Here is a 23027-nt window from a genome sequence, read left to right as displayed (position 1 = left end):
GGGGCGGCGGAGGCCGCCCCGCTGCTGCGCGTCACTCGGCGGCGACGAGGGCCTCTGGATCGTCGGCGGCCTCGGCCGTGTCCTCATGGCCACCGGCGAGGAAGTCGGGCAGCGCCACGCTGTCCTCGTCCTGATCGGTCGCGCCATCCACGGCCTGCGCCTCGATGGCGGGGCGCAGCGGCTCCGGCAGCCAGCCGGTATCGGCCAGGAGCCGTTCGGCCTCCTTCGCCATATCGCCCTTCTTGAGATGCGCGATGAGATCGGCCGCGCGATCGCCGGCGCCCTCGCGCACCGCCTCGATGATGCGGGTCTTGGTCACGCGACCCAGGTAGTTCTCGACCGTGGGCCTCCAGCCCGCTTCGACGAGATCGAGGCCGGTGGCCTGTGCCAGCCGTTCGGCCTCGGCCATGCGGCGGTCGAGACCGTGCTGCGAGATGCCATTCCCCGAATAGGGGTTGGGCCGCTCGTAAAGCGCGTTGACCCCGAAACTGACGCAATGGGCGAGCAGCGCCAGGCGGCTGGCATCGTCGAGACCGTCGATCCAGTCCCAGAGCCGGTCGTCATCGCCAGCGGGGATGTCGCCCCGCCAGGCGTCCGCGCGCTCGTCGATCATCTTCGCGGCGGCGCTGTCAGCGAGCCCGGTCGCATCCGTGGGAAGATAGATGTGACGCACGGCGGCATAGAGGCTGGTTCCCGAGGTGGCGGTGCGCTCGAAAGTATCGAGAACCAGCTTGTGCAGCAGCGCCGTCATGGCGACGCGCGGATTCTCGGCAAGCGCATTGCGCAACGCCAGCGTCCGCCAGGCGGTCAGGTCGGTCACCAGCCGCTCGGGCAGCGGCTTGACGGCATCGTCCTCCTCTTCATCGCCGTCCGGGACCGGCTCGCCGCCGACGGTGATAACCGCGCGCTGCACCGCATCGGGATCGGACGGGTCGGCACCTTCGCCCGCATCCTCACCATCGACGCTCTCGGGTTGTTCGTCCTCGGGGCGGACATAACCGGGACTGACGATCAACTCGCCATCGCGGTCGATGCTGACGAAAACACCGGCACGGGCGATGTCTTCCGGCGCGAAGGTGACGGGCCGGTTCTCGAAGCCTTCCAACTCGGCTTCGATCTCCCCGAGCCGCTGGTCGATCTCATCGGGCAGGTCGTCGGCTTCTGCATACTGCGCTTCGAGTTCGTCATACTCGTCGCGCAGCGCCTCGCGGGCGGTGCGCTCCTCGTCGGTCAGCTCCTGGGTCACACCGACCAGCCTGCGCAGGCCGTTGGCGTAGCCGTAGGGAAGTTCGACTGCCGCGTCGATCCACTTCCAGCCCTGTCCGGCGATCTCGTCGGCGACAGTGCGCAGCTTATCGTCAACCAGGCGGTCGAGCAGCGTGACGTCCTGCAACCAACCGCCGTTCTCGTCGGAGAAGAGATCGCGCAGCACCGGGCCGCCCGCCGCCTCATAGGCGTCGATGCCGATGAAGCGGGCGCGCTTGTCGGCAGCCGGAACCGTGGTCTCGGTCAGCAGGCTGCGGATGTGCCAGGGCTCTTTCTGCCACGACGTGCTGATCCGCTCCCAGACCTGCTGCTGGCGCTCGTGGTCGGGATTGACGGTGAAGGCTTCCAGCATCGCCAGCGTCATCTCATTCCGCGCATAGGCGTCGTGCAGCGCCGGCGCGACCGTCGCGAGACGAAGGCGCTGCATGATGTAGCGCGGCGTGGTCCGCCAGGCGTCGGCGATCTCCTCCTTCGACATGCCCATGTCGAACATCCGCTTGAACGCCTTGAACTGGTCGAGCGGATGCAGGGCGAGGCGCAGCAGGTTCTCGGCCAGCGAGTCGTCGACTGCCGAGGTCTTGGCATCGGCCTTCTTGACGATGCAGGGGACGAGGCCATCGGCCGGGAAGCGACCGGCTTCGACGAGGCGCGCGATGGACCTGTAGCGGCGGCCGCCGGCCGGGGTCTCGAAATCGCCGGTCTCAACGCCGTCCGCGTCGAGGATGGCGCGAACGTTGAGGCCCTGCACGAGATCCTCGCGCCGGTCGATGTCATGGGTAAGTTCGTCCAGACCCGCCTCGACGTCAGCCTCGCGAACATTGCTGTCCGACAGCCTGATCCGGTTGAACGGAATGTCGCGCGCCCGTGAAAAGACGATCATCGGGGCGACGGGCTTCTTCCTGGCAGCTTTGGCCATGGTGATTTCTCCGCGACGGGCGGCCGGGAGCCACTCTCTCGACCTCCAACCCGTCACGAAGCGAAGCGCCGCCCTCTTCCTCTGAAGAGTGCGACGCCAGGCCACAAAGCCGGCAACCGGAAATCAGGATTCCCGGCTTTCCGTATCTGTGGATGTGCGGGTGAATGCCGCACCGGCGCGGTAGAGGGCTCGTTCCGCCGCCTGGATGCTGCCGGTTTCCCACGCAGCCTCCGCCCAGACCGAGATCGGGAAATCCCCGGTGAAGAGCAGATCCCGCTCGATCCCCATGCCGAAGGGCAACCGGACCCCACGCAGCTCTTCCAGGCTCCACGAGCCGAGTTCGGGGTAGCCGATATCGGCCAGGCCGAACATGATGTCGCCGCCCTGATCCAGCTCGGTGGCGAGCCAGACGCCCGCGCCGAAGGGGTTGAAGAATTTCACGACGGGGATGTGATCCCCGCCGCGCTGGCATCCATTGGCCAGAAGCCGGTCACGCTGTGTTCCGGTCAGGAGGATCATGCCGCGACCCTCCCGTCGATTGCAGCCGGATCCGGTTCCCCGGCATCTTCGGCCGGCAGATGCGCCAGCAGCCAGTCGGCCGCCTTACTGGCCTGTGAGGCCGCGCGGACAATGGCGCGGTTATCCTCGCGCAGCACCTCCAGCCAGGAGCCGATGTAGTCGGCATGGCGCACGGTCGGCACGATGCCGAGCGAGGCGCAGCAGAAGGCCGCGTTCATCTCAGCCACCAGCTCCTCGAAGGCGTATTTCTTCGTGCCGAAACTGCCCGAAAAATCCCGCCCCAGGCGCGAGGCATGGCCTGTGGCGTGACCCATCTCGTGGAGCGCCGTCCTGTGCCAGTTGATCGGTTCGAAATAGGCGGCCGGTGGCGGCACCTGGACATAGTCGAGCGCCGGAACATAGAAGGCGCGATCCCCGCCGATGCGGAAATCGATACCAGTGGCACAGATCAGCGCCTCGACCCTCGGCTCGATCATGCCTGGCGGTGGTGGTGGTGCCTCGACAGCGATGTCCTCGGGCAAGCCTTCGCATTGCGCCGCGTTGAACACGGTGAAACGCTTCAGGAACGGGACGCGTCCCGGTTCTTCACCGGTCTCGCGGGCTCGGCGCTTCTCGTCTTCCGGGGTGAAGCGGTCGGCATAGACGACCGTCGTGCCGTGCTCGCCCTTACGGACATTGCCGCCGAGGGCTGCCGCCTGGCGATAGGTGAGCCAATGCTGGGTCGGATAGCCGTTCTGGACCACGGCACCCCAGAGGATCAGCACATTGATCCCGGAATACTGCCGCGAGGTCGCGGCGTTTCGCGGCATGGCAAGCGGCGCTTTCGCCGCAGTCCCCCAAGGCTGGACCCAGGGAAGCCGTCCTTCCTCCAGCTCGGCGATGATCTTGTCGGTGATGTCGTCATAGAGATTGCTGCGGGCGCCGCCTGGGCGAGCGCGGTCCTGTCTGGCCATCGGGATGATCTCCGCGACGGGCGCCGGAGGCCACTCCTCCAGCACTCAACCCGTCACGGAAAACCCGTCCGCACTCTCCCTCTCAGGGGGCGTTGCGGGGTCTCCCCGCTGAAGGGGGTGCGCCGGCAACGATAGTGCCGGCCAGGGGGAAGGCCTTCCCCCGTCAGGCCCACGGCAAGATGCGCGTTTATTCGCGGGAACAATAAAAAGAGCCCGCGCGAATGAAGAATCAGAAGCGAATAGCCGTCGCCGGTGTTGGCGTCTGCCGGTATGATGAGGTGAGTTTGGCGCTCAGGCTTGGAAAACTAATGACGCAGCATGACCAGCACATCGCCACGTGGCGGGATGCTTTTCGCGACGAGACAACGGGCATCCACAGAACCATTCAGGATCTGCTCTGGAACTACGCCGCCTTTCGCACGACGGTTCGGATCGTCCGTCTTGCAAATGAGAAGAGAGGCTCGAGACCCCCGCTTAACCAGATGATGTTCAATCTCGTTTCCGAGGGATACTGGTCAAGCCTGCTTCTCGGCACTCGCCGACTTCTCGATAAGGCCCCGATCAATGGCCCCAAGGGAGTTTACTCGATCCGATCTGTCGTCAACGACGTGAAAGCGAGCCAAAACTGGTTGACCAGGAGAATCTACGTCGAGAAAGTGCTTGACGCGCAATACGATCTCGATCGCCTGCATCAAGAACAACATGACCACCTCGTCGCCGCGAATGGGCGTCCGGTGTGGGGTGATCCAGAGCTCATGAAAAGTCAGGCCGCGCATCGGCATTTCGATGTTTTGAGCGGCGTGTCTCCATCAGGGCGTAACCCGAGCGATCTGATCTCAGCCACGGTATTGGAGAAGATCGAAACTCGGCTCGCCAGCCTTGATCGAATTGCCGAGCACGTTAACTCGCATGTTGCTCATGCCGGGAACAAGCAAAGTCGGCAGGACAGGGAGCTTGGTGATTTCGACATTCGCGATGCCGAAAAGACTCTCAGGCAGTTGAAGGAAATCGCGGATCTGGTCGGAGTGTGGTTCGCCAACGAAGGCGGTGCGGGCCTCGCCACATATCTCGGTGACCAATTCGAGGGCCTCGATCATGCGGTCGTAGACAGCGCCGACCTTGCCGACCTTTTAGAGCAATGGCGATTGATCGATAGAGAAATCGCAGAATGGTCGATCCGGCCAGAAGATTTGTGACCCCCGAGAGGCAGGCCGATTCGTTGGTTCGAACCGATACCGCCTTCTGTCAAAGCCACCGGCTTTACCGAAAATCCCGCGCCTTCACCCTGATACCGCCGGCCCCCGGCCCCTGCTGCCCGTCCGTCGCCACCTCGCGCTGCACGACAGTCGCCAGATCCCGCGACAGATCGACGATCCGATGGGCGACGAGATGCACGACCTCGCCCTCGCGCTGAACGCGGCCCCGCACGGCGATCATGCTCGATGAGAGAATGACCCGGCGATAGCGCTCGAAAATCTTCTGCCAGACGACGAGATTGGCGATGCCGGTCTCGTCCTCGAGCGTGATGAACATGACGCCATTGGCCGAACCGGGGCGTTGGCGCACCAGCACGATCCCGGCAGCCTCCAGCCAGCGCTGATCACGGGCCGCCATCGCCTCGGCGCAGGTGACGATCCGGCGCCTCGCCAGGTCCTCGCGCAGGAAGGAGACCGGATGGCGACGCAGCGACAGGCCGATATGCCCATAATCCTCGACCACCTCGCGGCCAGCAGGCATCGCTCTGAGCGCGATCGCCGGCTCGTCGAGTTCCGGAACGGTCCGTCCCTCGCGCTCCGAGGCGGCGGCGAAGAGCGGCAGTTCCTCGTCGCGCAGCCCCTTGATGGCCCATTGCGCCTCGCGCCGGGCCAGACCGAACGCCGGGCGGAATCCGTCGGCCGCCGCGATCTGATCGAGCGCCGCCACGGGTACACCCGCCCGCCGCCAGAGATCGTCGACCGAGGTGAACATCTCATCGCCCTGGGCCGCGACGATGGCGGCGGCATGGGCATTGGCGAGACCCTTGACCATCCGCAGCCCGAGGCGGACGGCGAATCGGCTTTCGTCTCCGGTCGGCTCCAGCGTGCAGTCCCAGCGGGAGGCATTGATGCAGACCGGGCGGACCTCCACTTCATGCTCGCGCGCGTCGCGCACAATCTGGGCCGGCGCATAAAAGCCCATGGGCTGGGCGTTGAGGAGCGCAGCGCAGAAGACATCCGGGTGCCAGCATTTGAGCCAGGCCGAGGCATAGGCGATCAGCGCAAAGCTCGCCGCATGGCTTTCCGGAAAACCATAGGAGCCGAAGCCTTCGAGCTGCTGGAAGGTCCGCTCCGCGAAGTCCTGCTCGTAGCCACGCTCGATCATCCCCGAGATCAGCCGGTCGCGGAACTTCGAGACCCCGCCGGTATGCTTGAAGGTCGCCATGCTCTTGCGCAGGAGATCGGCCTCGCCAGCGGTGAAGCCCGCGCATTCGATGGCAACGCGCATCGCCTGTTCCTGGAACAGCGGCACGCCGAGCGTCTTGCCCAGCACCTTCTCCAGCTCGGGCCGGGGATAGTCGACCTCTTCCAGACCCTCGCGCCGGCGCAGATAGGGATGAACCATATCGCCCTGGATCGGCCCCGGCCGCACGATCGCGACCTGCACCACCAGGTCGTAATAGGTCCGGGGCTTCAGGCGCGGCAGCATGGACATCTGCGCCCGGCTCTCGATCTGGAAGGTGCCGAGTGTGTCGGCCTTGCGGATCATCGCATAGGTGCGCGGATCCTCGGCCGGGATCGACGCCAGATCGAGGCGGATATCCTTGTGCTCGGCCAGCAGGTCCAGCCCCCGGCGCATGCAGCTCAGCATGCCGAGCGCCAGGACATCGACCTTCATGAAGCGCAGCGCGTCGATATCGTCCTTGTCCCATTCGATGATCTGGCGCCCCTCCATCGCCGCGGGCTCGATGGGGACGAGATCGTCGAGCCGGTCGTGGGTCAGCACGAAACCGCCCGGATGCTGCGACAGATGCCGCGGCGCGCCGCGAAGCTGGGCGGCCAGTTCGAGCGTCAGGCGCAATCGGCGATCTTGCGGGTTGAGATTGAGATCGCGGAGCTGCTGCTCGGTCACACCGGCCTCGGACCAGCCCCAGAGCTGGCCGGACAGCGTCTGGATCAGGTCTTCGGGAAGCCCCAGGGCCTTGCCGACGTCCCGCAGCGCGCCCTTGGAGCGGTAGCGGATGACGGTGGCGGTTAGCGCGGCGCGCTCGCGGCCGTAATGCTCATAGACCCACTGGATCACCTCCTCGCGCCGCTCATGCTCGAAATCCACGTCGATGTCCGGCGGCTCCCGGCGCTCCTCGGAGACGAAACGCTCGAAGAGGAGATCGTTGCGGCCGGGATCGATCGCGGTGATACCGAGCACATAGCAGACGGCCGAGTTCGCGGCCGATCCGCGCCCCTGGCAGAGGATGCCGCGCGACCGGGCGAAGCGGACAATGCTGTTCACCGTCAGGAAGTAGGGCGCGTAGTCGAGCTTGCCGATCAGGGCCAGCTCATGCTTCAGCGCCGCTGTCACCTCGTCGGGGACACCCTCGGGATAGCGGCTCGCCGCGCCCTCCCAGGTCAGCCGTTCCAGGGTCTCCTGCGGGGTCAGCGCCGGATCGTCGCGCTCTTCGGGATATTGATAGCGCAGCTCGTCGAGCGAGAAGCGGCAGCGATCCGCGATCTCACGCGTCCGGGCCAAAGCCTCGGGCCAGCGCGCGAAGAGCCGGTGCATTTCGGCAGGCGGCTTCAGATAGCGGTCGGCATGGCGATCGCGCCGGGTGCCGAGCGCATCGACGGTGAGATTGTGCCGGATCGCGGTGACGACATCCTGCAGGATGCGGCGTCCGGGCTCATGGAAGAGCACGTCATTGGTCACGACGGTGGGCACACCTAGGCCCGCAGCGAGCGTCGACAGCTCCCAGAGGCGCATCTGGTCATTGGGCCGCCGGCGCAGCGTCAGGCCGAGATAGGCGCGATCGCCAAAGGCATCGCGCAGGCGCCGCAGCCGCAGACCGCAGGTCTCGTCGGCGAGGTCCGGCGCCAGGACCACGATCAACCCCTCGCCATAGGCGACCAGATCGTCCCATTCGAGATGACAGCGCGCCTTGCCCGCCCTCCCCTTGCCCAGCGACAGCAATCGGCAAAGCCGTGAATAGGCCGCCCGGTCGGTCGGATAGACCAGCACCGACATGCCGCAGGCAAGATCGAGGCGGCAGCCGACGATCAGCCGCACCCCCGCCTCCTTCGCCGCCTCATGGGCGCGCACGATGCCGGCCAGCGTGTTGCGATCGGTCACGGCGAGCGCCTCGATCCCCATCGCGGCCGCCGCGGCGAACAGCTCCTCGGCCGAGGACGCGCCGCGCAGGAAGGAGAAATGCGACGTCACCTGCAATTCGGCGTAAGCGGGCGCGCTCATCCGAATATCCCGTGCAGGAACCAGCGATGCGAGCCGGTGGCCGCATCCTCGCCATCGCCGGAGCGGAAGATCCAGAAGCGTTCGCCGGCATCGTCCTCGACCCGGAAATAGTCCCGCACAGCGATGAGCTCGGCATCGCGTTTCCACCATTCCCCGAAGATGCGCTCGGGGCCGTCGGCCCGGCGAACACGGCGGCGCACGCCCTTCCAGGAGAACCAGTTCGGAGGATGGTCCGGCAGCAGCGCCATGGTCTCGATCGGCTCCGGCTGGGAGAGCAGCCGCGAGGGGCGCGGCCAATGGTCCGGCCAGCCTGCGCCCGTATCCTCGGCAAGCGCCGGCAGGCGGCGGACCGAGCGTTCGGGCACATCGCTCGCCACCGGGGCGAAGCGATAGACCGCCCGCGCGCCGACCCGGTTCGCCAGCGTGTCGATCAGGCCGGAGAGATCCGGCGCCCCCTCTTCGATCAGGCTGCTGGCCGCCTGTTTCAGGGCCAGCGGTTCGGCCAGGGTGGCGGTCAGCGACATGATCTCGACGCCGAAGCCTGGCGCGATCGTCTCGATCTTGTCGCAGAGAAGCCGGGTCAGGCGCGCGGGATTCCGCACCGGCATGGCCAGACCGATGCGCACCGTCTCGACCCGGTTGTCGACGCGGTAGCAGAGCAGGTCGAGACGGCGCGCGCCAAGACCCCGCCCTTCGAGCGCCTCGCAGAGCGCCATGACCAGCTTGCGAATATAGCGCGCGATGGTCTCGGCGGCGCCTATGGGTTCGGCGAAGACGCGGCGGACGGAGACCAGCTCCTCCAGTCGGATCGGCTCGATGGGTTCGGCGACCGCACCCAGGGCCTGATCGAGACGCCGGCAGAGCTCCGGGCCGAAGCGCCGGGTCAGGGGCGCACGGGGCTGCCCGATCAGGTCGCCGATGCGGACAAAGCCCAGGTCATTCAACCCCACCGCGATCGCGGGCGGCAGGCGCAGTGCTTGCAGCGGCAGCGGCGCGAGGACCGGGACGGTTTCGCCGGGAGGGGCGACAAACAGCGGATCGGCCGCGTAGCGCGCCAGCGCATGGGCCGCGCCCCAGCTATCGGCAATGGCGGCGCGGGCGGTGACGCCGGACATGACAAGCCGACCGGTCAGCACCTCCAGCATGGCCGCCTCACCGCCATGCAGATGGTCGGCGCCGGTCGCGTCGATGACGATCCCGTCCGGCGCGTCGGCGGCGACGATAGGTGAGAAGCGTTGCAGCACCCAGAGCGCGAGGCGTTCGAGGCTGTCCAGGTCGGCCCGCGGGTCGGCGGGCTCGATGTGGAGGCCGGGCACCATCGCCTGGGCCTTGGTGACAGGCATTCCGGCGCGCAGGCCGAGCGCCTGCGCGGCCGGATCGGCCGCCGTCACCACCCGGCGGTTCTTCTCCTTTCCGGCGATGACCAGCGGCGCCTCACCGGGCGGCGCTGCGTCGCCCGCCTTCCGCCGCAACCGGTCTGTCGGCCAGTTCGGCAGGAAGACAGAGATGACCCGAGCCATCGCACGCCTCCAGTTCGATATCGAGACATTCGCCCGCCCGCGCCCGGATCAACTCAACGAGCCAGCGCGGCCGTCCAACACCGGGAACCGGAAGGGGCGCGGACGGCAGCGCCGAGATCCGCCAGCGGGTCATCGCCGCCGTCGGCTGCCCGAAATCGCTCGCCTCCGCCTGCCGCCGCCAGCGGCGCAACGCGATGCAGATCGTCGCCGAACCTTTCGCGGCCAGATGCAGCCGCCGCGAGGCGGGCATCGGCAGGCGCGCGACGTCACCGACGACCGCCCCCAGCCCGCCATGCCGCAGCCCTTCCTCCATACAGGCGAGAGTCGCCTTGTCGTCCCCGGCTTCGACGAAGATCACCCGGCCGGGCGGCAATCCGGCCTGCTCCAGCCCCGGTGCGAAGAGATCCTGGAGCGCCACGCACCAGAGCACCTGGCCGGCGGTGCGGGCGGCGATCCCGGCGGTGAAACAGGCGGCAGCCGCGCCATCCACCGCCCCGTTGCCGCCTCCGGCGACTTCATGGAGGCATCCGAGCGCCAGTCCGCCACCGGGCAGCTTGCGATCCAGCGGCGCGATCCCGAAGGGCAGCACCTCGTGCGGACGCACGCCATCGCCTTCGAGCCGCGCGATGCGCGCCCGAAGTTCGGCAATGGCTGGGCTGTCGGCACGGCTGGGCATATGAGGATGGCGTCTCCGGGGCTTTGCACTGGTCGATTCTGTTGCTATGTTCTTTATTTGTTCTCTTGTGGGTCGAGAGTCAATCTCGGCCATCCCGGAAGTGATCGACGGCGCGCGATGCCCTATGGTGGCGTAAAGTATTCGCAAGGAGAGTAGTGGGGCGATGTGCAACCTGTATCGCATTACGACCAATCAGCAGGCGATCAGGGATTTCGTGGCCGCCACCCATGACAGCATCGGCAATCTCGAACCTTCGATCGACGTCTATCCCGACCGGCCGGCTCCGGTGGTGCGCAACACCGATGGCGGACGGGAACTGGCTTCGCTGACCTGGGGCATGCCGACGCCCATCGAATATCTGAAGTCCCGCGATGCACCGGACACCGGCGTCACCAATATCCGCAACACGGCCAGCCCCCATTGGCGCAAATGGCTCGGAGTTGAGCATCGCAGCGTGGTCCCGGCCACCGCCTTTTCCGAATATGGGCAAAAGCCCGATCCGGTCACGAAGCGCAAACCGCTGCACTGGTTCGCCCTCGATGAGACCCAGCCCCTGTTCTTCTTCGCGGGAATCTGGACGCCATGGCGCGGAACCCGCGGATCGAACCGGACCCCGCGTCCGGGCGATCATCAGCTGTTCGCCTTCCTGACGACCGAGGCCAATGGCGTGGTGAAACCGATCCATCCGAAGGCCATGCCCGTCATCCTGACGGGCCGTGACGAAGTCGAGACCTGGCTAACCGCCGACTGGAAGGAAGCGAAGGACCTGCAACGGCCGCTGCCCGACGAGCGGCTGGTGATCGCGGAGACGCCAGCGAGCGCAGCCGCCGATGGCATGTTGCCGGGCCTCTGACAATGATCCGGAGGACGAAAATGGGCCGGAAGGAAGAAGAACAGTTAGCGGCGACGCTCGCCAAGGCGATGGCGATGATCTGCGTCCGCAACAGCATGCTGGAGGACCTGCATGCGGGGCCGGTCCCGGTCACGAAGACCGGTGACTATTCCGATGTCTTCGTCATCGACGCCGACGGCAACCACATCCCCTGGGGAAGCGTGTCGCGGTTCGACGATGAGGAGATGCGCGACCTGATGCGGCAAGTGGTCAATCGCCTCTACACGTTCCAGACCTGTTTCGCAGAGCCCCAGTTTCAGGCGGTGATCGACAAGTGGCTCGGGGTGACGCGCACCTGGGACGAGCCGGTTCTCGACGAGCGCCTCGCGGGAAGGCCAGTATAGATTTCCTCGCTCCGGCAATCATTGCGCTCGAACGGCTGCTCATATGAGCCCTTCAAGCGTCCAGGCTGATAATCTGGGTCCAATAGCTGATCCGTTGAGCAGGCACGGCGTCCCGCTCTCTCAGCGATCTCAACATATCCAAGATCGGCTTGGTTCGCGAGGTAGGCAGCACGGGCCTCGGCATGGTTGGCATGCGATCAACGCAAATCGATCCGTGCGACCAGCGCCTCCTCCGCTTCAGTGAAGGCGAGCCTGTAGCGGTTCGCCGCATCCATCCGTTTGCTCATCTCAGCGTGATCCTATTGGCTTCGACGTGACGAAAAGCCTTCGACCGGCACGTGAGAAGTATCACCTGCATCCGCTTCGAAGCGTCCTGCAGGATGTCGGTCATCGTCTCCAAGCGGGCATCATCGGAATAGACGAGAGGGTCGTCGAGGATCAGAGAGATCGGCGCTCCATCCTCGAGCAGGAGGTCCGCAAAAGCGAGCCGAGTCAATATCGCCAACTGCTCCTGCGTGCCTCGACTGAGATCACCACAGGATTCATCGATCCCCGCCCTCGTGAGGCCGGTCAGCCCGAGCTCCTCGTTGAATGACAGATCACATCCGGGAAGAAGCTGCTGGATGTATCGACTAGCCCGAGCCGTGACGGGTGCGAGGAATGTCCTCGACGCTTCATTCGCGGCATCCGACAGCGCCTCGCGGAGCACCTCAAGCATGTCGGCCTCATGCCGCAAACGATCGCAAGCGGCGATCGCGGCCTCCTCTTCCTCCCGCGTTTCGGCAAGGCGACCGGCAGGCCCGTTTGTCCCTTCCCTAACGATCGTGGATTCGAGCGACGCGATCCGGGCGGTCAGTTCAAGTCGTTCCTCGCCGGCCCGGCTGGCGGCACGATCGAGGTTCACAATGCGGCGTCGGATAGCGTCGGCGTCGAAAGACGTGGCGCTTTCGCGCGCCTTCTCGAGAGCTTCGAACTTCGCGGCACGCTCCCGCTGAGCCTCACCGCGCGCCGCTTCGAGCGTTTCCCGATCCCCGATCTCTAGGAGGTTCCGGAGATCTTCAGCCGCAGCCTCGGATTCGCGGATGGCTGCGGAATAATCGGCTTCGGCCGTTGCGAGCGTACTCTCCGCCTTCGACAGAGCCGTCCTCCCGTCTTCGCGCTTTCCGGATGCGGCAGCCTCGGCGAGCTTGGCGTCGACCACCGCCTTCTCCAGCGTGTCGACATTGTCGGTTGGGGCGACAACGTCGGCGATGTCGCCCAGCTCGGCCACGAAGGCGCGCAGGGCATCTGCCCCGGGCGCCAACCCGATTGTCGGATCTCCAGGACATGCCGAGGCGATCTGTGTCCGGAGCGCCTTCAACTCGCGCTTGGCAGCGGAGGCCCGTTCGTTCCGGGCCACGCCCTCCGCATGCGACTTGATGCCGAGCGACCGCAAGGCGGAAGCGAGTTCTTCCGTCGCCGCTGCAAGATCGGCCTCAATGGACTGACCCGAACCCTGCGGCGGGCGCACGACTAGGCTGCCCGCATCACCCAACTCGAACTTGGTGGTCTTGAGGACGTCAACGCTGGTGACGTCGGTCGTCAACCCGTCAATCCTCAAAGATGCGCCCGCCCCGAGTTCGACTTCTACCTTCACAGCGCCTGCTTCGAACCGGGCGCGTGCCTGGATGGCGGCAAGCTCGAGTTCGGTAATCTCCTCAAGGTCGTCACTATCGACGGCCCCGGCGGAGTCATCAACCAGCGCACGCTCACGCTCCTCTAGCTCGGCTAGAGCTTTTCGCGCATCGATCGCGCGACGAGCGCCCGCGGCATTAGCGAACCCGCGCAATCGCGCGCGTGCGGAGGACAGTGCCTCCTCGTGTTTCTCCCTTTCCGCGCGAGCCTCGTCGAGCGCGGCGCGGAGTGATTTTTCCTCCTCACCGGCACGAGCAGCCTCAGCCTTGGCTTCGTCCCGCAGACGAGCCTTCTCTTCGAGGTATGTGCCGGCGGATCCGACGCGAGCCTCGGCTGCGTCCAATCGCTCGATCCTCGACGAAGCCGTCTTCGCGACCTCGTCGGCGCGTCCGAATTGCGCCTCCGCCGCAGTCGACCGCAGAGAGGCGGTCTCCGCGACCTTCTGGTCCGCCTCGAGCTTTTTTCGCTGCTCCGCCGCCTCTGGGTCGACGAGATCACGCTCGATAATCCTAAGCCGTGACCTCGCCGCGTCCAACTCGGTGAGAGTGTTCTCGTATTCATGGAAGTTGGTCTCGGCCGCCTGGCGGGCAGCCGTCGCCGTGGACACGCGAGCCTCTGCCACCGCTAAGTCGCCGCGCGACTTGCCCGTCGCCGATGTGCGCAGCGCTGAATATGCCGCTTCGATGCTGGCCCGGATCGCGTCAAAGCGTCGACCACCCGTCACCGCGCCGACTTCCGCCTCGAGCACTCCCCGAACGGTATCGCGCACGATGCGGTTTGGACTCTCCACGGAGAGTGCCGTCGCCTGCTCGACCCAGAGCATGCCAAGGGGCCCGCGCGTTTCGGGATCGCTGCCCCGGTTGTTGCCCCGCTCGAATCCGAGCAGCTCCTGCAGCGCTTCTTCGGCCGCATCGCTCTCTCGTCGCCCGCTCGCGCCGGTAAGTCGCACGGAGGGAGACTTCATGAACTGCTTCTCGAGCCTCCAAGTCTGCCCGTTGAGGCCGAAGCCGACAGTGACACGGGGCGCCACGTCATCACCAGTCGGGACATAGGAACGGACGAGTTCGGTCTTGGCGGAGTAGCGGATGAAGAAGGCCGCACGCAGGGCCTCCAATAGGGTAGATTTGCCCGTCTCGTTCGGCTCGACTACGATGTTCAAACCGTCGGTGAAGCCGTCGATGCGTAGCGGTTCGCGGAACTTGCGGAAGTTCTCGACCTCCAGGGATTTGAGGATCATCGCGCAACCTCCGCATCGAATCGCATCGCCTCGACATAGAGACGCTCCAGCGCCGCGGCGGCGATCTGGGCATCGGAACCCGATCCGGTAGCCCTGGCCTGTAGGGTAGCAGTCGCCCCGGCGAGCGCACCTTGGACATCGATTTGGGCGACGTCCTCTGCCGTCGGACGCGCGGTCAGGCCATCCGCGTCGAGTTCCAAATGCCGCAGTTCGTGCGCCAGACAGTCCTGGACGGCCGACGTCATCGTGACGCGGTCGGCGAGACTCACCACACCGACGAGATGGAGCGAAAGGAGCACGTCCGACAAACGCGCCTCGCTGCGGAGCGCGGCGAGTTCACGGTCCAAGTCTTCCATGTTCTCCATACTCCAGCGGCGCGACATCCAGCGATATCGACCGGTCTCGATCCGCTGCAGCTCGGGCGTTTCGTTGGATCGCAGGCTCACGCCGATGCAGCCGCCCGGCTCATCGCGCCCGAACCGGTCAATTTCAGGGGTCCCGCTGTAAGCGGTCCGGTCGCCAACCGTCAAAAAGCCATGCCAGTCCCCGAGCGCGAGGTAGTCAAGGCCCGCGGACTTGGCGCGATCCGGCGGGATCAGATTGGAGCTCTCTCCGGTGGCGCCAAACTCTGTGATGGAGCCATGTGCGAGACCGATGCGGAGTGCCCCCGGCGGCGTCGTCATATCGACCATCGCCGCGGAAGGATCGGACACCGTCTTCCGGTGCTCCAGGGGCGCCGGCAGAAGCCAAGCACCCTGCTCCATCTCAATAGGCTCGGGAGTGTCCACGATCCGGACTGAGGCAGGCGCACGCCCGCGCAGCCTGCTCCAGAGTCCACCGGCTCGCGCATGATCGTGGTTGCCCGGCATCAGCCACCAGGTGACCGACGCCCGCTGCATACGTGACAGCATCTGCGTGACGATGCGGTCGCCGGGTTCGACGTTGTCGAACACATCACCGGCGACGACGATGTGCGTGGCACCGCTGGATATTGCCGCAGCACCGAGGCGATCGATGGCATCGAGGCGAGCCTCAGCCAACGCACTACGCACCTCCTGCGGAAAGCGCCCGAACGGCTTTCCGAGCTGCCAGTCAGCCGTATGGATGATCTTGAGCGTCGCCACGAATCAGTTCCTCGTTACAGTGCCACACATGGATCACGCACCCACTGCTACCGGAGCTTGCGCCTCCGTCGGGTCCGGGATTTCCTCATCGCGGAAGAAACGCCACATGGCACGGACGAGGCTCTTCAGCATCTCGCTCTCGTGGCCCTGTTCTTTAGCACGGAGAAGTGTCTGATAGACGATTTCCGGTATCTTCTGCGCATCGTTGCTCGGATGCACACCAAAGGGTTCGCAGGCAGCAGCAAGGCACGCCGTGTGTACTTCAGGCGTGAGATCCTCCTTGAGCTTGTGCTCCAATGTCTTTTCGAAATGCGCGTAACAATCGCTGATGAGGTCGCTAGTGGGCGCGGCGTCGATCTGATCGTTCGGCTTAGCGAGCTTGCTCAAAGCAAGATCGGTTGCCGGCGTTCGTTTAGCCTCGGGTAACTGCTGGTCGCAATCCCATAGCATGAAGGTTGGAATACCCAGCTCGCGAAAAATCACATAGGGACGATCGAGATTGGCTTTGCCTTCGGTTGACAGGATGGCGATGCCGGCCGCCTCGAAATTCACGCCGAGCATCCGCGCCGTCGCGGTGAGCGCCGCTTTATCGCTTCGGCCCTCAACCAGAATCACACCGGTGGCGAAAAAGCCTTCGGCCAATTCAGCACCGAGAATGTGCAACCGCGGCATCAAAGTCTGTGCACTGAAAGTGCCAGCGGGCTTATTCCAGCCGCGTTCGAGCTTCTGCGCAACGGTGCCGAGATCCAGCGCTTGCAGGCTGCATTGCTTGAATTCACTGTCGTCACAATGCGAGCGCCGGGTAAGCCTGATCTCGTCGGCCTTCCCCATCGAAATGAACATTGGCGAGTGCGAACCGAAGATAACCTGTGTGTGGCCCTGCGCGCCAGGGAGCGTACCGCTACTCAAGCCCCGCAGCACTTCCGCGAAGTGCCGCTGTTTGGTCGGATGCTGATACAGTTCGGGTTCTTCAATTGCGAGGATAAGCGTCGGTGCCTGCGCCATGACCGCAGCCGCAGCCGCAGCGGGCGCGTCATCACTGCCGTCAACGTCACTATCAGGGGGTGCCTCGTCGCCCTCCGGCACGGCAGTTCGCGCAAGATGCTGGAGAAGTGTAAAGATGAAGGCACGCTGGAGGCCGTGACCTTGCCTGTCCACCGGTCCACCGAAGCCTTCGTCCTTGAGAAACACATCCGCCATTGGCAACGGGACTGGCATCTCGCCGACCTCGCGCCAGGCCAACGAAACTTCAGCATCTTGATACAAACCCCGCAGGTCGGCGGTGAGGGTCCCAGCGAGCGCACCGAGTTCAGGCATATTTTCGGCGGATACCAAGGCCTGGTAGGCCTCGGTCAACTGCGCCTTGAACGCTTGAACGTCCGGCCGCTGAAGGATCTGACTGCGCACTAGCAGTTCGAGTAGTTTGCCGATGACGCTCGTCTTGCCGTCCGCCGCGTCCGCTGATGCGTCGCGAACCGCCGGAATGAACACGAAGCTCGTGTGCTGCTGGAGCTTGCCTCGGCTGTTGTTCTGGAATCCGAAAAACTGACCATCGTCGGGCAGCAGCACCAACTGATCGGGATGCTCAGCCTCCCAGGTTAGCATCGCCTGGTCGACCGCTGCCGCACTGCCAGCAGTGGGAAGGTCGGCGTAGAGTGGGTTATTCTCGCGCAGGGCATTATAAGCAGCGCGCTTGGGTGTGGCTGCGGAATGAGCCCGAACAGCGACGAAGTCGGGAATCTGTGGAACGACACCATGATAGCGTCCACTTGATGGACCTCCGTCAAAAATGCGGGTGACGACCAACCTACCATCCCGCACCCGATCCTCGAACGCTGCGGCTTCTTGCTCGCTAAGCTGGTGAAAGGTTAGTTCAATCTCGATCGGCTGCCCTTGATCGCGTCCAAAGAAATCGTCAGCGTCGCAGTTTTTCGTAGTCGAGTAGAACTTCTCGATAGCCTTCAAGATTGAAGACTTTCCTGCGCCATTGCCGCCGATCAATGCGGTGTGTGCGCCAAAAACGACTTCGACATCGCGAAGTGAACGGAAATTTCTGATGCGAGCACGCTCAAGCTGCATGGCATTTTCCCCCGAGTACACCAGTTGTCGAATCCGAGCGGCGGGAATGCAAGTGCGATGAACAGCTACTCCATCAAGTCGCGCCTACCTCGCACGGCAAAGCCTTGGTCACACTGGGCGCTGAAAAGCTGCTTCCAGGATCAGCGGATCATCGTCGAAACGACAGAGAAGGGGCGCACAGTGAGTTAGTTTGATCTCGCCAGGCGGTCGACGGCGTGGAACTAACGTCTACGGGTTGCACCACCATTCTTCGCCATCGGGCCAGGGTCTGGCCAGCCTTTCGGCAATCAGGATGTCACCGATGTCGCGACCACCGATTCTGATCGTCACGAGCGTCCGCGTGCCGGTGTTGTCCGGCTCTCCATATTCGACGGTCCAGTCGTGCGAGTTCAGCAGCTCGATCACCCGATCACTGGCTCGGTGTGCCAGCGCGATTTCGGCGTCGCCACCACAGATGTGGGTTTGCGGTTCCGGGGTGTCGTAGCCTTCCATGCGCAGCTTTTCCCCGTCGATCCAGATCGTGTCGCCATCAACGAGGCAATATTCGTCGGCGGTACGGGCCTGGCCGGGAACGCACTTCGCAATCTGCGGCCGAGGCTGAGCCTTGGCAGGTTCGGGCATGCCGCCGACCGCCCAGAATAGCGCGAAGGAAAGCACGAACATCTGCCAGTGGAATGTGGGCAATGGGGGAGGACGAATTTGCATGGGCGGATCTGATCTACTTCAATCTGACTGAAGGGGCGGATCGCTACGGTTGGAGGCCAGCCAAGCTTTCACCCACCGCCCTCGCCGAGCGAGGCAGCGATGTCGCTGATCGAGCGGAGCAGAACCAGGGGATCATCCCTGGAAGGCTCGAAGCCACGCCGCCTCCAGAACTTGGCCGCCTCCCCGTCGACGGCGTTGACCAGCAAGGCCCGCCCGCCGATCAGCGATGCGGCCTGAACGCAGCGCTGGAGAGCATGCTTCACAAGACCGGTCCCGATGCCCAGCCCTGCCCATCCGGTGTCGGTTGCGAGTTGGCCGAGCAGCATACAGGGGACCGGGTTGGGCGGCTGCCCCGTCCTGATCGAACGCGGCAGAACCGAAGGCACCACACCGGTAGGCGCGAGGCCGTAGAAGCCGACCACGCGCCCAGCCTCATGCACGACGAGGACGGCGGTGAAGCCCTTCTGCTGATTGGAGAGGGCGCGTGATTTCAGCCAGTGGTCAAGCGTGGGCTTGCCACAGGTGAACTCGGACACATCGTGTTCGGCAGAGAGCGGTTCAGGACCCGAAAGGTGCAAGAGCTTACCGCTTCGCCACGTAGCCGGGCTCCCATGGCGCGGGCCGCTTCAGAACGTCTACCATCTCCGGAACGGGAGCGGCCGGACGCGCCAGCACATCCATGAACTCGGCGAAGCCCTCCGGGCTCATCCGGATCAGGCCCTGCTCCATGACGACCTCCTCGGCCGCGCGCACAGCGGCGTCGCGCACGAAATCGGTGCGCGAGCGGCCGCGCAAGCTGGCGGCGCGATCGATCATTGCGACATCCGCCTCGGGCAAGCGCATCGAGATCGGGTATTCCTTGCGTTCGGCGGTCGTGGCCATGGCGAATCTCCTTGGTCGGCATATAGCGCCTTGTATCGCGAATTACAATACGATAAGGTTGCGCCTACAGTCAATGACCTCATGAGGAGAGGCGACGAGGCCAATGATGACCGGGCCAGCGAGGGATTCCGATAGGTTATTTTGCTACGCCATGGCTCGCCAGGACACGCTGAGCTACGCGATAGCACGCTCACCCGCGCCAATTGCCGCCGAATATTCGCCTTCAATTTCCGTTGCTTATGCTTCCCTCGGGGCGAATGCTGCAAGTTATGACCTTGCGAGCCCCAGGAAACCCGGCAAAGATGACAGGAGGAGAGCGCGAAGCGCTGCTCGAATCCTTGCTGCTGGACGTGCCGGAGCTGACGTTTACGCCACGCGGCAATCCCGACCCACGCCTTCTGCGACTGGTCGGCATCCTGGCGAGGCAGGCGGCGCAGGAGTGCTATGCAGAGGAAGTGATGATGTCACGGCAAAGGAGGAAGCGCTCCTCCTGATATGGATGGGAGCCAAGTTTTGAAAGTCGCGATCTACGCTCGCTATTCTTCCGACAATCAACGCGACGCTTCCATCGCCGACCAGTTCCGTATGTGCCGTCTCCATGCCGAGAAGCAGGGCTGGCACATCGTCGAGGAGTATTCGGACCACGCGATCTCCGGCGCCTCGCTGATCCGGCCGGGCATTCAGGCGCTCATGGCCGACGCAATGGGCGGCCGCTTTGACCTGATCCTCGCCGAGGCGATGGACCGCCTCTCCCGCGACCAGGAAGACATCGCGGGCATCTTCAAGCGCATGTCCTATGCCGACGTGAAGATGTTCACCCTGTCGGAAGGCGAGGTGACGCATCTGCATGTCGGCCTCAAGGGCACGATGAATGCGCTGTTCCTGAAGGATCTGGCCGACAAGACCCGCCGCGGGCAGCGCGGCCGCGTCGAGGCAGGCAAATCGGGTGGCGGCAATGCCTATGGCTACGATGTGGTCAAGAAGTTCGATGCGAACGGCGAGCCGATCCGCGGCGATCGCACGATCAACGAAGCTCAAGCCGAGGTCGTGCGCCGCATCTTCCGCGACTATGCCGCCGGCAAGTCCGCCAAGACCATCGCCTTTGCCCTGAACAGGGACGGCATCGCCGCTCCTTCCGGCGGCGATTGGGGTTTCAGCACCATCAATGGCAATCCGAAGCGTGGCAACGGCATCCTCAACAACGAGATGTATGTCGGCAAGATCGTCTGGAACCGACAGCGCTTCGTCAAAGATCCGAGCACCGGCAAGCGGCAGGCCCGCCCCAACCCGGAAGAGGAATGGGTCATCCAGGAGGCGCCGGAGCTGCGCATTCTCGACGACGACCTCTGGAGCGCGGTGAAGGCGCGACAGGAAAAGAACAAGATCGCACGGAAGGAAAACGGCGAGGCCGATCTCTCCCGGATCAATACCCGCCGCCGTCCCAAATACCTCTTCTCGGGACTGACCAAATGTTCCTGCTGTGGTGGCGGCTATTCCGCGATTTCGGCGACGCTGATCGGATGTGCGACAGCGCGCAACAAGGGGACCTGCAACAACCGGGTCAACATCCGCCGCGACGAGCTTGAATCGCGTGTACTCAATGCGCTGCGCACCAAGCTCGTCGATCCGGAGCTCTTCGCCCATTTCTGCGAGGTCTTCACGCAGGAGATGAACCGCCTGCGCATGGAAGGCCGTGCGGGTATCGCGTCGGCCGAGGCGGAACTGGCCAAGGTCAACCGAGAACTGGAAAAGATCCTCGACCTGTACCTGAGCGACGCCCTTTCGGTCGACATGGTGAAAGAACGCAGCAAGAAGCTCGAGGCCCGAAAGACCGAACTGGAACAGTTCCTGGCCGAAGCCGACGAGCCGCCACCGCTGCTGCACCCGAGCATGGCACTGCAATACCGCAAGCGGGTCCAACAGCTTTACGACGCTCTGCAGGACGAAGATGAGGGGAAGCGGATCGAGGCCGCCGACACGCTGCGCTCGCTCGTGGATCAGATCGTGCTGACCCCAGTCGACGGCAAGGTGGAGATCGACGTTCAGGGCGATCTCGCTGGAATCCTTACGATTTCCACGCAAAGCAAAAACCCCGCAGCGGGTGCTACGGGGTCGCAAGTAAAGATGGTTGCGGGGGCAGGATTTGAACCTACGACCTTCAGGTTATGAGCCTGACGAGCTACCGGGCTGCTCCACCCCGCGTCACCAATCAATATCCCGACCTTTGCGCGCCAAGGCGAGCTTCACAAATGAAGTGCCGGGACTGATGCGAAGGAGCCTTGCTTAAGCCTTCATGTGGGTCATGACGCTATGAACTGCAAGGCAGGTGCCGAACACGTCGTAGCGGCACCGGGAGTGGTCATGTAGCACATTCTGGCAGATTGTGAAGCCCCTTATGTGCGGCTTTGTTGCTTGAACCCAACGAAACGGATTTCGCATCGCTTTTTGTATCGGCTCAATGTGCCGTGCGCAGAGCAATCCTTTATCGGTTCGCCGTTATTCGGCGGGGATATTGGTGGGATCGGACGCGCGTGACGGCCCCGCTTCAGCGGCCGCGGTTTCCTTCTTGTGAGCTGAGATGAAGTATATGTTGCGTGCGTAGATCAGAAGTCCTGTGCCCTGGCCAAGGATGAAGACCGGGTCGACGCGGTAAATGGCGTATGCGAACAGCATTGCGCCGCCTACGAATGAAAAATACCAGAAGGTCTCGGGTACGATGGAGCGGCGTGCGCGCTCACTCGCAATCCACTGCACGATGAAGCGCATGGAAAACATGAGCTGAGCGGAGAACCCAATTACAAGCCAGATAATTTCGGCCGTTGGGGTGGCGGACCACCAATCAGCCAGCTTAATTGCGGCAGTGGCTAAAAATTCCATTGGCTGGATGCCCTCAAATTCTCAAGAATCGCAGACTTGGTTCGGATGTGCCCCAAGCCGGATTATTGAGTGCGTGCCGCCGTTCCAACGCTTGGAGCGGCTGTCTCGTGCCCTAACTGAGCGACGCCCGCATTGCGGCGGTCTGATGGCAGGGCTTCAATAATGTTTGGTACGCGCGTGCGGCGGCGTAGCCAACTTACGCCGAACAGATCGTACAGGCCGATTATGGCGCGGCCGATGTTCGAATATTTCGAGATGCCGACTTGGCGGGGTCTGTCGTTGACGGGCTCATAGACAACCTTGTGGCCGTAGGTCTGGAACAACGCCGGTAAGTAGCGGTGCATGCTCGTGAAGAATGGAAGCCGTAAGAATGCCTCGCGCCAGTAGACTTTAATGCCGCAACCGGTATCGGGGCATTCGTCGCGTAAAACCCAATCACGGATCCGATTTGCTGCGACCGACGCCCACCGCTTTGAGCCTTCGGCCTGCCGATTGGTACGCCAGCCGTTGACCAGGGCGGGTCCTTCTGTACCCGGCGCGGCGAGGCGGCCCACCATGCGAGGAATATCACGCGGGTCATTCTGGCCATCACCGTCCATTGTCGCAATGACTGGGCTGGTGGCGGCAAGGATTCCGCTGCGTAAAGCGGTTGATTGGCCGCAACGGCCTTCGTGACGTAGCAAACGCAGGCCTGGGTAGGAACCGGCTGCGATCATATCTCTTAGTTCGTCAGGGGTGGCATCGTCGCTGCCGTCGTCGATCACGATGACTTCAGCCAGCATTTCGGCCGGCACATGTTCGTAAGTTTCAGCGACCAACCGGCCGATGTTACCGGCCTCGTTCAACGCCGGGATAACGACGGAAATACGCATTCGGGCTCCTTGTCGGCCGGCCTTAGGGCCTGGCGGCGGAGGATTCTCGGC

General features: G+C 64.0%; 18 protein-coding genes and 1 tRNA gene. 4 read left to right on the top strand and 15 right to left on the bottom strand.

Going from position 1 to position 23027, the window contains the following annotated elements:
* Positions 1–31: 31 nt before the first annotated feature.
* The 3 genes from K5845_RS07205 to K5845_RS07195 form a co-directional block, all read right to left on the bottom strand.
* On the bottom strand, positions 32–2182 hold the full coding sequence (locus tag K5845_RS07205; protein ID WP_012092594.1) for a ParB/RepB/Spo0J family partition protein: 2151 nt from the start codon (positions 2180–2182) through the stop codon (positions 32–34).
* A 123-nt stretch (positions 2183–2305) separates the two neighbouring features.
* On the bottom strand, positions 2306–2701 hold the full coding sequence (locus K5845_RS07200; RefSeq protein WP_012092593.1) for a DUF2958 domain-containing protein: 396 nt from the start codon (positions 2699–2701) through the stop codon (positions 2306–2308).
* Positions 2698–3654, bottom strand: a complete 957-nt coding sequence (locus K5845_RS07195) for an ArdC family protein (RefSeq protein ID WP_036749324.1) — start codon at positions 3652–3654, stop codon at positions 2698–2700. Before K5845_RS07195 ends, K5845_RS07200 begins: the two co-directional genes overlap by 4 nt.
* A 221-nt stretch (positions 3655–3875) precedes the next feature.
* Between K5845_RS07195 and K5845_RS07190 the strand changes: the two genes are divergently transcribed.
* Positions 3876–4850, top strand: coding sequence for an AbiU2 domain-containing protein (locus tag K5845_RS07190; protein ID WP_012092591.1), 975 nt, complete (start codon positions 3876–3878; stop codon positions 4848–4850).
* Positions 4851–4914: 64 nt separating this feature from the next.
* Here K5845_RS07190 and K5845_RS07185 read toward each other — a convergent pair whose 3' ends face one another.
* From K5845_RS07185 to K5845_RS07175, 3 genes are read right to left on the bottom strand one after another with little or no spacing between them, the layout of a single operon-like run.
* Entirely contained in the window at positions 4915–8094 is a 3180-nt protein-coding gene (locus K5845_RS07185; RefSeq protein ID WP_012092590.1) for an error-prone DNA polymerase, read from the bottom strand.
* The gene (locus K5845_RS07180) at positions 8091–9614 is read right to left on the bottom strand and encodes a Y-family DNA polymerase (RefSeq protein ID WP_012092589.1); all 1524 of its coding nucleotides are present in this window, start codon (positions 9612–9614) and stop codon (positions 8091–8093) included. Before K5845_RS07180 ends, K5845_RS07185 begins: the two co-directional genes overlap by 4 nt.
* The gene (locus K5845_RS07175) at positions 9529–10290 is read right to left on the bottom strand and encodes an ImuA family protein (RefSeq protein WP_012092588.1); all 762 of its coding nucleotides are present in this window, start codon (positions 10288–10290) and stop codon (positions 9529–9531) included. Before K5845_RS07175 ends, K5845_RS07180 begins: the two co-directional genes overlap by 86 nt.
* Before the next feature lie 163 nt (positions 10291–10453).
* On the opposite strand from K5845_RS07175, the gene K5845_RS07170 reads away from it, so the two are divergent.
* On the top strand, positions 10454–11143 hold the full coding sequence (locus tag K5845_RS07170; protein ID WP_028034378.1) for an SOS response-associated peptidase: 690 nt from the start codon (positions 10454–10456) through the stop codon (positions 11141–11143).
* Positions 11144–11163: 20 nt separating this feature from the next.
* Positions 11164–11526 (top strand): hypothetical protein, encoded by a 363-nt coding sequence (locus K5845_RS07165; RefSeq protein WP_012092586.1) that lies wholly within the window; start codon positions 11164–11166, stop codon positions 11524–11526.
* 283 nt (positions 11527–11809) lie between these two features.
* Here the strand turns inward: K5845_RS07165 and K5845_RS07160 are convergent, their stop codons facing one another.
* The 6 genes from K5845_RS07160 to K5845_RS07135 all read right to left on the bottom strand — a co-directional run bounded on the left by K5845_RS07160 (position 11810) and on the right by K5845_RS07135 (position 19227).
* Positions 11810–14437 (bottom strand): AAA family ATPase, encoded by a 2628-nt coding sequence (locus K5845_RS07160; RefSeq protein WP_012092585.1) that lies wholly within the window; start codon positions 14435–14437, stop codon positions 11810–11812.
* Positions 14434–15561: a metallophosphoesterase family protein gene (locus tag K5845_RS07155; protein WP_012092584.1), complete on the bottom strand. Its 1128-nt coding sequence runs from the start codon at positions 15559–15561 to the stop codon at positions 14434–14436. The genes K5845_RS07160 and K5845_RS07155 overlap by 4 nt, the downstream gene beginning before the upstream one ends.
* Positions 15562–15594: 33 nt before the next feature.
* On the bottom strand, positions 15595–17640 hold the full coding sequence (locus K5845_RS07150) for an ATP-dependent nuclease (RefSeq protein ID WP_012092583.1): 2046 nt from the start codon (positions 17638–17640) through the stop codon (positions 15595–15597).
* Positions 17641–17868: 228 nt separating this feature from the next.
* The gene (locus K5845_RS07145; protein ID WP_012092582.1) at positions 17869–18345 is read right to left on the bottom strand and encodes a thermonuclease family protein; all 477 of its coding nucleotides are present in this window, start codon (positions 18343–18345) and stop codon (positions 17869–17871) included.
* A gap of 68 nt (positions 18346–18413) precedes the next feature.
* Positions 18414–18881, bottom strand: coding sequence for a GNAT family N-acetyltransferase (locus tag K5845_RS07140; protein WP_223850374.1), 468 nt, complete (start codon positions 18879–18881; stop codon positions 18414–18416).
* A 46-nt stretch (positions 18882–18927) separates the two neighbouring features.
* A complete protein-coding gene (locus K5845_RS07135; protein ID WP_012092580.1) occupies positions 18928–19227 on the bottom strand; it encodes a type II toxin-antitoxin system TacA family antitoxin in 300 nt (99 codons plus the stop codon).
* Positions 19228–19722: 495 nt separating this feature from the next.
* Here K5845_RS07135 and K5845_RS07130 point away from each other — a divergent pair, with 495 nt between their 5' ends.
* Positions 19723–21396, top strand: a complete 1674-nt coding sequence (locus K5845_RS07130) for a recombinase family protein (RefSeq protein ID WP_353736534.1) — start codon at positions 19723–19725, stop codon at positions 21394–21396.
* Here the strand turns inward: K5845_RS07130 and K5845_RS07125 are convergent.
* The 3 genes from K5845_RS07125 to K5845_RS07115 all read right to left on the bottom strand — a co-directional run bounded on the left by K5845_RS07125 (position 21353) and on the right by K5845_RS07115 (position 22976).
* A tRNA-Met gene (locus K5845_RS07125) sits at positions 21353–21429 on the bottom strand. The two genes, K5845_RS07130 and K5845_RS07125, sit on opposite strands and share 44 nt — an antisense overlap.
* A gap of 294 nt (positions 21430–21723) precedes the next feature.
* Positions 21724–22104 carry a lipid-A-disaccharide synthase N-terminal domain-containing protein gene (locus K5845_RS07120; RefSeq protein ID WP_082101197.1) on the bottom strand — a complete coding sequence of 127 codons (381 nt, stop codon included), beginning with the start codon at positions 22102–22104 and terminating at the stop codon, positions 21724–21726.
* A gap of 62 nt (positions 22105–22166) precedes the next feature.
* Complete coding sequence (locus K5845_RS07115) at positions 22167–22976, bottom strand: glycosyltransferase family 2 protein (RefSeq protein WP_076605356.1); 810 nt, start codon at positions 22974–22976, stop codon at positions 22167–22169.
* Positions 22977–23027: the final 51 nt, after the last annotated feature.

The organism is Filomicrobium sp., from assembly GCF_025698805.1.
GTDB classification, from domain to species: domain Bacteria; phylum Pseudomonadota; class Alphaproteobacteria; order Rhizobiales; family Hyphomicrobiaceae; genus Filomicrobium; species Filomicrobium insigne.
This window is presented reverse-complemented; position numbering and strand designations above follow the sequence as displayed.